The following is a 14,194-nucleotide window of genomic DNA, read 5'->3' as shown; positions in this document are numbered from 1 at the left end:
AGAACCGTCAGGCGACGGGAATGATCTTTACCGCGCATTTCTTGAAATCCGTCTGCTTGGAAATCGGATCGGTGGCGTCCAAGGTGACCTTGTTGATCAACCTGCTGGCATCGAACCAGGGAACGAAAATCACTCCGCTGGGCATGCGATTGCGCCCTTGGGTTTCAATGCGACAACGGATCTCGCCTCGCCTCGATACGATGCGCACTTCCATTCCCTGATTGAAACCCCTTTCGCGGGCATCAGCGGCGTTCATGAAACAAACCGCTCCCGGGAACGCCTTGTACAGTTCTGGAACGCGCATGGTCATCGATCCGGAGTGCCAGTGCTCCAGCACCCGGCCAGTCACCAGCCAGAGGTCGTATTCGTCGTCAGGCGACTCGGCGGGCGGCTCGTAGGGGACCGCGAGAATGACGGCGCGCTTGTCCGCCTGCCCGTAGAATTCGACTTCCGAACCGGGTGTCACGTAGGGGTCGTAGCCCTCGCGGAAGCGCCAAAGCGTTTCCTCGCCGTCGACGACGGGCCAGCGAAGACCACGAACCTCGTGATAGGTGTCGTAGGGGGCGAGATCATGCCCGTGTCCACGGCCGAACTCGGCATACTCCTCGAAGAGGCCCTTCTGCGGATAGAAGCCGAATGCGGCGGCCTCCCGATTGGCGTACTCGGAGCTGACCTCCGCCTCCGAGAACTTGTCGACCTTTCCATTGCGGTAGAGGACGTCGAACAGGGTCTTGCCTCTATAATCCGGGTTTGCGTCCAGCACCTCGGCGGGCCACACCTCATCAGTGGTGAAGTACTTTGAGAACTCCATCAGCTGCCAGAGATCGGACCTGGCATCGCCTGGCGCATCGACCAATTGGTGCCAGACGTGGGTGCGGCGCTCTGCGTTCCCATACGCGCCTTCTTTCTCGACCCACATGGCTGCTGGCAGGACGATGTCCGCGGCGCTTGCAGTGATGGTCGGATAGGCGTCCGAGACGATGATCAGATTGTCCGGGTTTCGATAGCCCGGATAGGTTTCATTGCTGTTGTTCGGCGCGGCCTGAAGGTTGTTGTTGACCTGTATCCAGTAAAAATTCAGGTCGCCGTCCTTGAGACGCCGGTCCTGCTCAACGGCATGATAGCCCGGCTCGGCCGGCAAGAGCCCAGCGGGCAGCCGCCAAATCTCCTCGGCATGGCGCCGGTGCTCGTCATTGGTCACCACCATGTCCGCTGGCAGGCGATGGGCAAACGTGCCGACCTCGCGCGCCGTCCCGCAGGCCGATGGCTGACCCGTCAGCGAGAAGGGACTATTGCCCGGTTCGGAGATCTTGCCGGTCAGGAGGTGCAGATTGTAGACCATCTGGTTGGCCCAGACGCCACGGACATGCTGGTTGAATCCCATGGTCCAGAGCGACATGACTTTCGTGGAGGGATCTGCGTAGAGCTCGGCCAATTCCTCGAGGAACCCATGTTCCACGCCGCTGATCTCCGAAGCGCGCTCCAACGTGTATTCCGAGACAAGCTCACTGAAGGCCTCGAAATCGATCGGGTCCATCTGGCCGGCCGTCGCGGCGCCAGTGGCCGCTTGTTCCAGAGGATGCTCGGGACGCAATCCATAGCCGATGTCGGTCATGCCGCGCATGAACTTGGTATGCTTGTTGACGAAATCCTCGTTGACGCGACCGGTCGTGATGATGTGGTTGGCGATGTAGTTCAGGATCGCCAGATCCGTTCCTGGCTTGAAGATGATCGGGACGTCGGCCAGATCCATGCTTCGATGGGTGAAAGTCGAAAGCACCGCGCAGCGCACATGGGGATTGCCGAGGCGTCGATCGGCGAGGCGCGTCCAGAGGATCGGATGCATCTCGGCCATGTTCGAGCCCCAGAGCACGAAGGCGTCGGCATGCTCGAAGTCGTCGTAGCATCCCATCGGCTCGTCGATGCCAAAAGTACGCATGAACGCGGTGGCGGCCGAGGCCATGCAGTGCCGCGCATTGGGGTCGAGATTGTTGGAGCGGAAGCCGGCGCGCATCAGCTTGGTTGCGGCATAGCCTTCGAAGATCGTCCACTGTCCGGAGCCGAACATGCCAAGCGCCTTCGGACCCTTCTCGCGCAGCACCTGCTTGACCTTGTCGGACATCACCATGAAGGCCTCGTCCCAGCTGACGGGTTCCAGCTCGCCATTCTTGTCGTAAACGCCGCCGGTCCGACGCATCAAAGGGGTCGTGAGGCGGTCCTCGCCGTACATGATCTTGGAGAGAAAGTAGCCTTTCACGCAGTTCAGGCCACGGTTCACCTCGGCCTGCATGTCGCCGTGGGTAGCGACCACATGTCCGTCCTTGACCCCGACCATCACGCCGCAGCCCGTGCCGCAGAAACGGCAAGGTGCCTTCGACCACTTTATCTCGAGCGTCTCGACGCCGCCGGCGACCGGCTGCGCGGCCGCGGGCAAGGCTATGCCGGCAGCTGCCGCCGCGACCGCAGCGGCTTGCGCCTTCAGGACGTCACGCCGGTTGAGCTCCAGTGTCATGACGCATCTCCTCCTCAACGTCGGCTTGTTCGAACACCATGCTGGCGGCAAGTACTCCGCCCATCAGGTTTATCGTGGTCAGCTTCTCGCCCAGTTCGCCAGGTCCGCTTCCCTCGAGCACAAGGACGATCTTGCCCTCGCCACTTGCGACCACTTCCACACCCGGCATTTCCGCCAGGCGCTGGGACAGGTCGGGAACGAGCGACGGAAGCGCACGTACGATCGCACTGGATATATGGTGCCGGGATGTCCTGTTCGCGCTGATCCGGCCCAGCATGACGTCCCGGCGGGTTAATGCTTTGTCATTGGCCATGATCAATGACCCCCCGTAGGTGGACCGGGTGGGCCGAAGATCATCTGCCAGATCCAAACAACCAGGCCATAGCTGCCGACGAAGCCGACAGCAACGATCGGCCAGATGCCGAAGGCCAGCACCAGGAATGCGATGATTTCTGAGCGCCGCCTTGATGGCGCTGGCGTCGTGACGCCTACTTCAGGATGTTCGGTCATGCCTCAACCAGCCCGATCTTCATCCGCCCAAACTCTCGAAGAGCTTAGAGTCGCCATCTTGATGGTCAACCCAGAATTTGCCGATATTGTGATCGTGACAAGAAAGATGGTCGTCTTTCCGTCATGGAAATTTGCGCTTTCGCAGAGATGCCCATTGATCTTGTTGCTAAGTCGATGATCAATTTCGCTGCGAGAATAGTCGCGGACTCAAAAACATGATCATCCTAATCAGCAAATACTTCGCATGATTTCGGTTTGGTTAGTGGCGCTGGTGGGAGCGCTGTTGGTCCTGGGCTGGTTGCTGCAGTCCTACTGGAACGCCTCGGGCGACGTGACACCTGAAGATGGGCCAACAGCGCCTTTCCGGGATGTGCTCACGGAGATAGAGGCCGACACAGTTTCAGGAAAGCTGTCGGTCAATGAAGCGGAAGTCGCAAAAGCGGAACTCGCTCGTGAAGTGCTCCGGGCTCGGCGCGAAGTCCAGACCTCACCGAAACAGTCCTTCGGGCTGGGGATGATGGTGACAGGTGCACTGCTGATCCTTGGTTTGACTGTCGGGGGCTACGCGACCCACGGAAGCCCTCATTTGCCCAGACAGCCCCTGGCCGAACGAACGGAGGCGACAGGCTATGAGAGCCTAGCGAAGCGCATCGAGTCCCACCTACTTCGTGATCCCGATGATGCGGACGGATGGCGTGCACTTGCGACCCTGAGAATGGAAATGGGTGCATTCGAGCAAGCTGCGGAGGTATATCGCACGGCACTGGAGATAGGGCCTGCAACGCCCGATGGGCAGACGGATCTGGCGGAGGCTCTTCTATTCCTTGGTAGCGACGCTGCCCGCGCGGAAGCCTTGGAACTCTTGCGCTCCGCCGCCACGTCGGACGAGACCCACATTCGGTCCAGGCTCTATCTCGCATCGGAGCTGACGCGTGCCGGTGAGAAAGACGAAGCGATACAGCTTTGGCAACAAGCGATGGAAATGGCAGTCGGAGATGAACCCTGGCTGGAAGCCGCTCGACAGGGGCTCGCCGTGGCCCGGGGAGGTGGCGATGCAACGCTGATCGACGAGACCGAGATGATTTCCGGCATGGTCGAAGGGCTGCAAGCAAGGTTGTTCGCCGATGGGGGCAGCGTGGAGGAGTGGACGCAGTTGGTCAGGTCGTATCTCGTATTGAACGATCCAGCGAGCGCTCAACGATCCTACGACGCCGCTGTGTTGGCCTATCCAATGGCCTCCGCGCGGCAGGATCTTGACGCGCTCGCGTCGGGTGCCGGCCTCGCAACGGAAGGAGAAGGCGAATGACCAGCGGGGCCAGTGGCCGGAAGGGCTTCACTCGAAAGCAGAAGCGGCTTGTGATCATTGCAGGCTTGGCAGTTGTGTCGGCCATCTCCACCGCCCTGGTGCTGACGGCGTTGCGCGATCAAATCGTCTTCTTCTATGCGCCGAGCGATCTCTCGACCCGTGAGGTCGCGCCTAGTCAACCGATCCGACTCGGGGACTTGGTCAAAGAGGGCAGTTGGTCCCGCAGTGGCCAGGAGAATGTTTTCGTCATAACCGATGGTGCACAAGAAATATCGACCCGGTTCACCGGAATCCTCCCAGATCTCTTCCGGGAAGGACAAGGCGTTGTCGCCGAGGGCGCCATCGCCGCTGATGGTCGTTTCGAGGCGAGCGATGTTCTCGCCAAGCATGATGAGAACTATGTGCCAAAGGAAGTCGTCGAAGCTCTGAAAGCGCAAGGAGAATGGCGCGCGGAGAGTGCAGAGCCGTGAGCATCGAGATCGGACATTTCGCATTGTTCCTGGCAGCGTCTGTCGCCACCGTGGCCGCGATGGGTGGACTATTTTTATGGCGCGGTGGCGCCCGCCTCGCTGCGGTCATGCGGCGCGCCGCCCTTCTGCAATTCATCTTGGTCGCTGTGTCTTTCGTCACCATAGTGCAAGCGTTCGTGGTGTCGGATTTTTCATTGCGCTTGGCCGCGAGTCATTCCCATTCCCTCAAGCCCCTCATTTTCAAGATCTCTGGTGTCTGGGGCAATCATGAGGGATCAATGCTGCTTTGGGTCCTGATCCTGGTGCTGTTCGGTGCGCTGGTCGCGGCACTGGGCAGGCGGCTTCCGTCCGATCTATGCAATTTGGTGCTGGGAACGCAGAGCCTTCTCACGGCAGCGTTTGCCGGATTCCTGCTGTTCACTTCCAACCCATTCGAGCGCTTGGAATTGCCTCCGATCGAAGGCAATGATCTGAACCCAATATTGCAGGACTTTGGGCTCGCGGTGCATCCACCACTGCTGTACGCGGGCTATGTTGGATTCTCGATCTGCTTTTCCTTTGCCATCGCCGCCCTGGTATCGGGGCGCATCGATCAGGCCTGGGCGCGCTGGGTTCGACCCTGGACCATGCTGAGCTGGACCTTTCTCACCCTTGGCATCGCCATGGGATCGTATTGGGCCTACTACGAACTCGGCTGGGGAGGCTGGTGGTTCTGGGACCCAGTGGAGAATGCCAGCTTCATGCCGTGGCTGGCGGGTACCGCTTTGCTCCATTCGGCGCTGGTGATGGAGAAGCGGAACGCTCTCAAGATCTGGACCATCTTTCTCGCCATCATAACCTTCTCCCTCTCGCTTCTGGGCACGTTTCTCGTGCGCTCTGGCATCCTGACCTCGGTCCATACATTCGCCAGCGATCCGACGCGCGGACTTGTGATCCTGACAATGTTGGCGATGTTGATAGGCAGCGCGTTCCTGCTGTTCGCGATCCGCGCGCCAGCGTTGCGCCAAGGTGGACTGTTCGCACCCATCAGCCGCGAAGGGGCCCTGATTCTCAACAACCTCTTCCTCGCGACCGCCGTAGGTGCCGTCCTGATCGGAACTCTGTATCCCCTGGTGCTCGACGCAATCACCGGGACCACCATCTCGGTCGGCGCTCCCTTTTTCAACCTGACTTTCGGGACGCTGATGGCTCCGCTGTTGATCGTTCTGCCCTTCGGCCCGCTGCTGGCATGGAAACGTGCGGATCTGGTCGCAGCCGGCCAGCGGCTTCTGGGCGTGGCGGTCCTGACGGTGGGCCTCGTCGTAGTCGTGATGGCACTGCGTGGTGTGTCCGTTTCGCTGGTGCCAGTCGGGCTTCTGCTCGGATTCTGGGTGATGCTGGGTTCGTTCGCGGAGCTGATCGAACGTAGCAAACTGGGTCGCATCGCCGTTGGCGAGAGCCTTCGCAGGCTCAAGGGTCTGCCACCCTCCATCTGGTCGACCGCTGCGGCCCATTGCGGTGTGGGGCTTACAGTATTGGGGATCGTTTCGGTGACGGCGTGGGAGACGGAACTGGTCACTACGCTCAACCCCGGGCAAGAAGCGACGCTCTCCGGCTACCGCATCGAGTTCGACAGTTTCGATCAAGGACGAGGGATGAACTACCTCGTGGATAGTGGCCGCTTCACCATCACAGCACCGTCCGGTGCGCAGTCGGTGCTGGTGCCCGAGCGACGAACCTATTTTGCCAGCGGAATGCCCACTACCGAGGCGGCACTCAGGACGGATGGCTTGTCGCAGTTCTATCTTCAGCTCGGCGAACCTCAGTCCGACACGCATGTCGTTCGGGCCTGGTACAAGCCGAACATCCTTCTCATCTGGATCGGGGCCCTGATCATGGCCGGTGCTGGGAGCTATTCGCTGCTGGACCGTCGCCGACGCGTTGGCGTGCCCGCTGCAACTCGTCATAGGTCAAGCGTTGCTCGAGGCCCGAGCTCCCCGTCCGGCATTGCGTGACGGCTCTATGGGGGGTGGCTGCTGAGCCTACCGGCTGTTTAGAATCCGCAGGGCTGACGCTCTGAATCTCGGCCTTTGCAAGACGAGGTCCGCGTTTGCCGCATCGATCCGCCGCGCCAGCAGCCGAGCGAACAAGGACGAGCTCTCAAGCTCAACGAGGTCCAGAAACCACTTTTGGAACGACCGCAGATTGCTTGGCCCTCTGCCACTGAGCGCGCGGTAGAGGTTGCGAGTCAGCGCGGAGGAATTAGAGACCGGAGCGCGCTCCAGGAGGATTTCCCGCATGGAGTTGGATACGGCTTCCCAGTCGCCACCGGCTACGTGATGAAGCACGTTGCCGTAGTGCGGATGCTGTTTCAGGTTCGCCAGCAGAACCGCTATCAGCTCCTCGACAGCGATTGCATTGCCGTCGCTGCGCAGCAGAGCCTCGCAATGCGGTGAAATCGGTTCCAGCTTCATCTCTTGCTCCCACCAATGGTCAGGTCGAGCATAGGGCCAGGATCGGAGCGGTCTTTGTTGTGGAGCAAACGACCGACTACACCGGCGATGCGAGACCAGTTGTCGTCTAGAGGGTCGGCAAGCGCTGCAGGAATTCCCGATTGCGACAATACTCGGGGGCGGACGTCAGGTGGACTTCGGTTTTCACGAGATTGGCACATTCATTGGCGTTGGTGCAGAACATGCACCTATTGACGGCGCCACGCAATTCCTGCGCGGCATAGATACTGCCAGGTACGTGCGCGGAGAGATCGCGGTTCATGGCGACGGCCATGTCGAACATGCGGTCGGTGCGGGCGAACATGCTTCCAATAAATGACATCGGTCAGTCCTCCAGTGGTTCAGTGCACAATAGCACAGCGCCGGTCAACGTCCTTGATCCAGAGCAAACCAGCGTTCTGCAGGCAGTGGCCAATCGCATTGCTGTTTGATCTGCCGCAAACATCCAAAAGAAAACATGACTAGAAAACTCGATTTAAGCGGGCGTGTCGCCCGCTCTCATCCTGGCCCCGGTGAGCAACCCGAGTAGCAACTCGACGAACGCAGGACATAGCCTTGAGCACTTCCTTAAAGATCACGCGTCGCACAGCCCTGGTTGGCCTTGCGGGCACTGCCATTACTCTTGCCACACCTGCTCTTTTGCGGGCAGCACCTGCCGCGCGGCTGGCGCTCTACGGCCCGCCGGCTGGGCCGACCATTACCCTTGCCCATGCGGTGGCGACAGGATCGCTGGGCGAGATCGCGCAAGATGTCAGCCTGACCGTTTGGCGAAATCCGGATGAGCTGCGTGCCGGGCTGACCTCTGGAACCATCGACCTTTCCGTGGTGCCCGCCCAGGCGGCGGCGACGCTCTACAATCGCGGCATGGGCGTAAGGCTGGTCAATGTGATGACCAACGGCCTGCTCTATGTCGTCGCGCCCGAACAGATGCTCAACGGCTTTGCCGATCTCGCCGGCAAGCGCCTGGCCGTGCCATTCCCCAACGACACCCCGGATTTCATCGTGCGTGCCTTGCTGGCCAGGCACGGCATCGCCGACAGCGTCGAGCTGACGCCGGCAGGCTCCCCCATGGAAGCGGCCCAACTGCTCTTGACCGGTCGCATCGATGCGGCTGTCCTGTCCGAGCCGGTCGCGACTGTGATTGGCATCCGTAGCCGTGAAGCCCGCAGCAGCCTTGTGCGCGCGATTAACCTTCAGGAGGAATGGGGGCGGGTCACGGGCCTGGGACCGGTCGTTCCGCAGGCCGGTCTGGCCTTGACCAAGCGCTTCAGCGAGGACCATGGCGACCTTATTGCGCCGCTTCAGGCCCTCCTGGCACAAGCCACGGCCCAGGTGCTCGGCGCTCCCGTCGAGGCAGCCGAGCAAGCCTCCGTCCCATTGGAGCAACCCGCTCCCGTGCTGGCGCAATCCATCCCGCACTGCAATTTGACGGCAACGCCGGCATCAGAAGCGCGGCCAGCGCTGGAGGCCATGTTCTCGCTGATGGCGGAAAGCGACCCGGCAGTCATCGGCGGCAGCCTGCCCGACGATGGTTTCTATGCGCTCTAGCAAGTGAGGCGCGGCTTGTTGGGCTTCGCGGGTGATCGTCTTGGCCGCTTGGGCCGGTTCGCCTGGTCAGGCTGGTCGGGACTTGCCGCTGTCGCCCTGCTTGCCGCGGTGTGGCAGGCAGGGCATGAGGCCTATGGCGACTTCATCCTGCCTAGCCCGATGGCCACGGCGACCGCCGCCATTGGATTGTTGGCTGCACCCGAGAATTGGACCCTGTTGCTCATCACCATGCGACGCGCGCTGTCGGGCTTTTTCCTTGCCGGGACTCTGGGAGCACTGCTGGGTGTCATGGTCGGCTATGCGCCGGCCATGATGCGGCTGTCGCGACCTCTGCTGACGGTGGTCCTTGGTGTGCCGCCCATCGCCTGGATCGTCCTGACGATGATTTGGTTCGGCGCTTCCGACGCCACTGTCGCCGCAACGATCCTGGTATCGGCCACACCGATGGTGTTCGTGGCTGGGGCCGAGGGAGTCATGACACGCGACAGGGGCCTCGATGCCATGGCCGAGGTCTTCGGCGCAGGTCCGATCCGGCGCTTCCTGAGCGTCGGTCTGCGGCAAGTGTGCGCCCACCTGCTGCCGGCCCTGGCCCTGGCTCTGGGCACGAGCTTCAAGGTGGCGGTCATGGCTGAGCTGCTGGCCAATGCCGGCGGCGTCGGCGGCGCGCTTGCTCGCATGCGTGCAATGCTCGACATAACCGGTGCCCTGGCATGGGTGATGCTGTCGGTGGTGGCCCTGGTGGTCGTCGAGTATGGTCTCATCAGACCCGTTCGCGCCGAATTGGAGCGCTGGCGCGAGGCTGCACAGCCCTGGGGAGTGAAGCGATGACGGCACTCACGTTAACTGGCGTCGGGCATGCCTTCTTCGGACGAACGGTGCTGTCCCGGGTATCGCTCTCGATTCGGCGCGGCGAGGTAGTGGCGCTTGTTGGTCCATCCGGATGCGGGAAATCGACACTCGCGCACATAGCTGCGGGCCTGATCAGCGCCAGGGAGGGCAGGGTGGCCAACCACTATCGCCGCCACGCCATGGTGTTTCAGGATCCGCGCCTGTTGCCGTGGCGGGGCGCGGCGGGGAACATCGCATATCCGCTGGAACTGTCGGGCATGTCGCGTCGGGAGAGGGACCTGCGCGTCCGTCAGTCCGCGCGCATGGTCCAGCTCGAGGATCAGGATCTGGACAAGTTTCCGGTGGAGTTGTCCGGGGGCATGCGCCAGCGCGTCGCCATTGCCCGCGCCCTAGCCATCGAACCTGACTTTGTCTTCTTCGACGAACCCTTCACAGCGCTCGATGTCGCCCTCAAGCGACGCATGCAAGATCTGGTGATCGCAGCCGCGCAGCAAAACCGGTTCGCCGCACTCTTCATCACGCATGACCTTATGGAGGCGATCCGGGTGGCCCATCGTATCCTCGTCATGCACCATACTGCCCGCCTGCGCGGTCGGGCGCTCTGGCTATTGGCGGCGTCATGGGGGCTAGCCAGAATTGTTGGCTTCCTGGCCAGCGAACAGTTGCTCATCGTTGCTGCTTTGGCAGATCTGAGCTGGTTGCTGGCCCTGATCCTCTACCTTTGCCAGATCTCCATTCAGCGCCGCACCGATCGCCTCGTCGCATTCATCATATGGCTAGCAGCGCTCGCAGTGGCCATCGTAGCCGCTCGCGCCGGAATGTTCATGGGCGACTTCGGGTTCAGCCGTAATGCTTCCCTCGCTTCTGGCCACATCTTTCTTGGTCTTCTGGGTCTCGCTCTGGCGCGCATCACTGTGCCTGTGACCAATCACGTTCTAGATCCCCGCGAGGAAACGGCACCCTATCGACCACATCCCGGACGTCAGAACCTTGCACCCGGACTTGTCGCACTGGCCATAGCCGGCGACTGTTTCGGGCTATCCCCGGCCGTGAGCGGCTATCTCTGGATCGCAGCTGGCGCCGGCTTCCTCGATCGTGTCGCCGAGTGCTTTGTGGGGCGCGAGGCGTTTCGCGCGGAAATTGCCGTGCTCGCGGGGGCAAGCGCTCTTTCCGGACTGGGCCTGCTGACCGTTGGCGCTTCGCGCCTCGGCGCCTCTTGGGGGGAGGCGCCCGGCGTCCATATTGCGCTCATGGGCGGTTTGGGACTGGCCGTGCTGGCGGTGCTGTCGATTGCCGGGCGATTTCATACGGGGCAGGGCCTCGGTCTCAATTGGCCGACGAAGGCGGCCTTCATCATGGTCATAGTCGGGACGACGCTGCGCGCAATGCCCGAGATGGGCCTGCTGTCTTTGCCGCCGGGTCCGCTCCATCTGCTCGCCAGTTGCTTCTGGGCATTGGCCTTCATCGCGTGGCTATATGACTACTGGCCATCGTTGCCGCGTCTGCAAACGGACGAGCCGACCTGCTGACGTTCGATTGTTTGCGCCGGCTCAAGGACGGAGCCTCTCTCCGTGGCTATGAGCCGGCTGCCGGGACCGAAGCGCTGTCATGGACCTTTCGGGCCAGGTGCCCATCCACGCTTATAGCAAGGACCCAGACCATGTGTGGCGATTGCCAGCCTACCGATACAGTCATTGACGTGCGTATGATTGCCCCACGTCTTCGACATCCAATGATCTTCACTGCCTTCGAGAACCTAGGTTCCGGGGAAGCCTTCATCATCATCAACGATCATGACCCACGCCCTCTGCAATACCAGTTCGCCGCAGAATATCCGGACCAGGTCGACTGGGCCTACGAGGCACAGGGCCCGGAAGTCTGGCAGGTGCGAGTGACGCGCCGGGCTGCCTAACCATCCGTTGTTGGTCGACGCCGACGTCTCCTTGGCGTCGGCGTTCTGCTCTGCCCTCCCGTGGCAGTCATGGTGACAATCGCTGTGCAGTCCAGCCGTCGTCTTCCGCTTTGCGCGTGAACAGGAGTCGGTCATGGAGCCGGTTGGAGCCATCCTCCCAGAACTCTATCTCATCCGGTATCAAACGCAGGCCAGTCCAGTGCTCGGGGCGAGGGACCGGGCCACTGACGAATTGCTTGTCCAGTTCGCGCAGACGCGCCTCAAGCGTAGCACGACCAGGTATCGGGGCGGACTGCGCGGATGCGTGCGCGCCGATCTGTGCTCCTCGCGGTCGGTTCGCAAAATAATCATCGGCATAACTATCGGTCACGCATTCAACCGGCCCACGCAAGCGAACCTGTTGACCCTTGACCGGCCAATGAAAGCACACGGCAGCGCTGCTGTTGATCTGCAGATGTTGGCCCTTGGCACTCTTGAGATTGGTGAAGAACACCAGACCGCCGGCTGACACAGCTTGAAGCAGGACCATTCGCACGTCCGGGGTGCCATTGCGGCTAACCGTAGCCAAGGACATTGCGGTAGCCATGAATCCTGATGCATTTTTGGCTTCTTCGAGCCAACGCCCAAAGATGCCGAGAGGCTCAAGGTTTTCAATGTCAGTTGAAGGATCAAAGATGATGTCAGTGGCCATGGTTTTCATCGTGAGTTAGATTCTCTTTGGGCCTACGCAGTCGACACGTGCGCTATCGAAAGCTGTCTCCGCGCCATACCACTTCAAGCAGAACGGCGTCGAGGTGACGTGATGAAGATGGAGCGACGATTTGGTCTTGCTCCCCCGCGTTGGGAAGTCGCTGGGATAGGCACCTGGCGGCAAGCCAGAGACCTGATCCAATCAGGAACACGCACGTTATGAACGGAACCATGGCCATTCTCTCCGATTGCTCGACAGACTTCCTTGCCAGCAGCTAGTGTGCTGGACGGGTGGCTATATAGGCAGCACACGCAACGAGTATTGTCGCAACGCAAATGTTCAGTGCGGCAGATGCATCGCCGGCGACCAGCAATATCAAGAAGCTACAAGCCATGGATGCGACTGCCGCGATCTTCGCCCGCGTTGGAATTGCCCGGTTCTTCCGCCATGCCAAGATATGATGTCCCATTCTTGGATGATCGATCAGCCACTGCTCGAAACGTGGCGATGAACGAGAGAAGCAGGCTGCGGCCAGCAGGATGAACGGCGTAGTTGGAACTACCGGTAGCATGACTCCTAGTCCACCCAAGGCCAGGAATGCAAAGCCACCGAAGGTCAACACCGGCCGAATTATGCTGCCACTCATGTTTCTAGCCTCCCATTCGACGAAGGTCTGCGGCGCCGTTCAAGGCGTGTTCGGAGATGTCCTCGAACAGATGAGCGAATTCCACGAACACGCCGCGATCCGCTTCCACCCAACTGATGTCGTCCAGTTCAGCCAGTAGATCGATCAAGGCGGCGATGGCGGCCCGATGATGTCGCGAGGACAAAAGGTGTCGGCGAACCTCTCGCTGCTGCTCCATCTCGACGAAGCGACCAAGGGCGTCGTTTACCCTCTGCCTGCAGTCGCAATCCAACGCGACCGTGCCGATGATCGAACGGATGCGTTCGACTAGAATGTCCGGATCGGGGGTGCTGCGAATGGGAGACTGATGGTTCATGCGGCGACCCAATTCATGCCGGGAGCTCCATGCAGGAAGCCGTTCGAATAGGGCGCCGCCGAGTAGACGATCTTCAGCTTCGCGATGCCTTCCTCGGGGCACACCCGTCCATCGCGCACTTCGGCAAAGATCTCGGCCACCGCAGCCATGTCGCAATCCTGCGGCGAAAGGCGCAGGTGCGTCACCCCAAGTTCGACCAGGGCGGGCAAATCACCGAGAAGCACCTGGCAGTGCCTCGACATGGTTTGCACGCCATTGACGGTCAGGAACGGCTGACCATCGAGCGTATCGACGTCCAGCCCATCAGGTTCATCGCCGCAGACGAACTGGCAATTGTCCTTGGTGTTGCCCTTGGCTCGGGCATGAGCGCAGCGTGCCGATATCGCCAGTGGAAGGCGTCCGAACGCGATGATTTCAAATTCGATCCCTGGCGCACCCGAGATGATCGATGCGATAGAGGCAGCCGGGAGTTCCGGGCCAAGACAGATCCGGATGGCACCACGCTTGGCCAGCAGCCGAGCGGTCGCACCATTGTAGACATTCACGAAAGGTCCGACGAGATGCGGCTTGCCCGCTAAGACACGCAGCGCGGAAAGGTCGTTCGCTTCGGCCAGTTGCGGCACGTCCGCAAGCCGTCTCGTCTGAGCAGCTTCGCGCTCGAGTGTCACCAGGGCCAGCGAGGCCACCGCGACGGACTTCCCGGCTGCGGTCAACCGTTCGATGACTTGGGGAAGGAAGGGCCGGGTGAAGTGGTCTCGCTTGGAACAGACCACCTCACCCAGCGTCACCGCATCGACATGCCCCGACTCTGCGATGCGGTAATAGAAATCGCGCCATTTCTCGCCGGACCACAAATAGGGAACCGGACCCATGGTAATCTTGAGAGAAGAAGGTGTTGGCATA

General features: G+C 61.0%; 16 protein-coding genes. 7 read left to right on the top strand and 9 right to left on the bottom strand.

Going from position 1 to position 14,194, the window contains the following annotated elements; all coding sequences use genetic code 11:
* Positions 1-7: 7 nt before the first annotated feature.
* From napA to napE, 3 genes are read right to left on the bottom strand one after another with little or no spacing between them, the layout of a single operon-like run.
* A complete protein-coding gene (gene napA / locus DDE76_RS13950; protein ID WP_104891409.1) occupies positions 8-2,512 on the bottom strand; it encodes a periplasmic nitrate reductase subunit alpha in 2,505 nt (834 codons plus the stop codon).
* On the bottom strand, positions 2,487-2,825 hold the full coding sequence (locus DDE76_RS13945) for a chaperone NapD (protein WP_245891938.1): 339 nt from the start codon (positions 2,823-2,825) through the stop codon (positions 2,487-2,489). The genes napA and DDE76_RS13945 overlap by 26 nt, the downstream gene beginning before the upstream one ends.
* Before the next feature lie 2 nt (positions 2,826-2,827).
* Positions 2,828-3,022, bottom strand: coding sequence for a periplasmic nitrate reductase, NapE protein (gene napE, locus DDE76_RS13940; protein ID WP_104891408.1), 195 nt, complete (start codon positions 3,020-3,022; stop codon positions 2,828-2,830).
* Positions 3,023-3,266: 244 nt separating this feature from the next.
* Between napE and ccmI the strand changes: the two genes are divergently transcribed.
* From ccmI to DDE76_RS13925, 3 genes are read left to right on the top strand one after another with little or no spacing between them, the layout of a single operon-like run.
* On the top strand, positions 3,267-4,328 hold the full coding sequence (gene ccmI / locus DDE76_RS13935) for a c-type cytochrome biogenesis protein CcmI (RefSeq protein WP_104891407.1): 1,062 nt from the start codon (positions 3,267-3,269) through the stop codon (positions 4,326-4,328).
* Complete coding sequence (gene ccmE / locus DDE76_RS13930; protein WP_104891406.1) at positions 4,325-4,798, top strand: cytochrome c maturation protein CcmE; 474 nt, start codon at positions 4,325-4,327, stop codon at positions 4,796-4,798. Before ccmI ends, ccmE begins: the two co-directional genes overlap by 4 nt.
* A complete protein-coding gene (locus DDE76_RS13925; RefSeq protein WP_104891405.1) occupies positions 4,795-6,792 on the top strand; it encodes a heme lyase CcmF/NrfE family subunit in 1,998 nt (665 codons plus the stop codon). Before ccmE ends, DDE76_RS13925 begins: the two co-directional genes overlap by 4 nt.
* A gap of 27 nt (positions 6,793-6,819) precedes the next feature.
* Here DDE76_RS13925 and DDE76_RS13920 read toward each other — a convergent pair whose 3' ends face one another.
* Both DDE76_RS13920 and DDE76_RS13915 read right to left on the bottom strand, forming a co-directional pair.
* Positions 6,820-7,251 (bottom strand): hypothetical protein, encoded by a 432-nt coding sequence (locus tag DDE76_RS13920; protein WP_104891404.1) that lies wholly within the window; start codon positions 7,249-7,251, stop codon positions 6,820-6,822.
* Between the two features lie 106 nt (positions 7,252-7,357).
* A complete protein-coding gene (locus DDE76_RS13915) occupies positions 7,358-7,612 on the bottom strand; it encodes a DUF6455 family protein (protein ID WP_104891403.1) in 255 nt (84 codons plus the stop codon).
* A gap of 233 nt (positions 7,613-7,845) precedes the next feature.
* Here DDE76_RS13915 and DDE76_RS13910 point away from each other — a divergent pair, with 233 nt between their 5' ends.
* The 4 genes from DDE76_RS13910 (at position 7,846) to DDE76_RS13895 (ending at position 11,599) form a co-directional block, all read left to right on the top strand.
* The gene (locus tag DDE76_RS13910; RefSeq protein WP_104891402.1) at positions 7,846-8,838 is read left to right on the top strand and encodes an ABC transporter substrate-binding protein; all 993 of its coding nucleotides are present in this window, start codon (positions 7,846-7,848) and stop codon (positions 8,836-8,838) included.
* A gap of 15 nt (positions 8,839-8,853) precedes the next feature.
* The gene (locus DDE76_RS13905; RefSeq protein WP_104891401.1) at positions 8,854-9,666 is read left to right on the top strand and encodes an ABC transporter permease; all 813 of its coding nucleotides are present in this window, start codon (positions 8,854-8,856) and stop codon (positions 9,664-9,666) included.
* Positions 9,549-11,216 carry an NnrS family protein gene (locus tag DDE76_RS13900; RefSeq protein ID WP_245891936.1) on the top strand — a complete coding sequence of 556 codons (1,668 nt, stop codon included), beginning with the start codon at positions 9,549-9,551 and terminating at the stop codon, positions 11,214-11,216. Before DDE76_RS13905 ends, DDE76_RS13900 begins: the two co-directional genes overlap by 118 nt.
* A gap of 131 nt (positions 11,217-11,347) precedes the next feature.
* Positions 11,348-11,599 (top strand): DUF2249 domain-containing protein, encoded by a 252-nt coding sequence (locus DDE76_RS13895; RefSeq protein ID WP_104891399.1) that lies wholly within the window; start codon positions 11,348-11,350, stop codon positions 11,597-11,599.
* A gap of 67 nt (positions 11,600-11,666) precedes the next feature.
* On the opposite strand, the gene pdxH is transcribed toward DDE76_RS13895, so the two are convergent.
* The 4 genes from pdxH to ubiV form a co-directional block, all read right to left on the bottom strand.
* A complete protein-coding gene (gene pdxH / locus DDE76_RS13890; RefSeq protein WP_245891932.1) occupies positions 11,667-12,290 on the bottom strand; it encodes a pyridoxamine 5'-phosphate oxidase in 624 nt (207 codons plus the stop codon).
* A 274-nt stretch (positions 12,291-12,564) separates the two neighbouring features.
* A complete protein-coding gene (locus tag DDE76_RS13885; protein ID WP_245891951.1) occupies positions 12,565-12,861 on the bottom strand; it encodes a YbaN family protein in 297 nt (98 codons plus the stop codon).
* A gap of 79 nt (positions 12,862-12,940) precedes the next feature.
* Positions 12,941-13,291, bottom strand: a complete 351-nt coding sequence (locus DDE76_RS13880) for a hypothetical protein (protein ID WP_104891396.1) — start codon at positions 13,289-13,291, stop codon at positions 12,941-12,943.
* Entirely contained in the window at positions 13,288-14,193 is a 906-nt protein-coding gene (gene ubiV, locus DDE76_RS13875; RefSeq protein ID WP_104891395.1) for a ubiquinone anaerobic biosynthesis protein UbiV, read from the bottom strand. Before ubiV ends, DDE76_RS13880 begins: the two co-directional genes overlap by 4 nt.
* Between the last annotated feature and the right edge of the window lies 1 nt (position 14,194).

It is taken from the genome of Devosia indica (genome assembly GCF_003056405.1).
GTDB lineage: Bacteria > Pseudomonadota > Alphaproteobacteria > Rhizobiales > Devosiaceae > Devosia > Devosia indica.
This window is presented reverse-complemented; position numbering and strand designations above follow the sequence as displayed.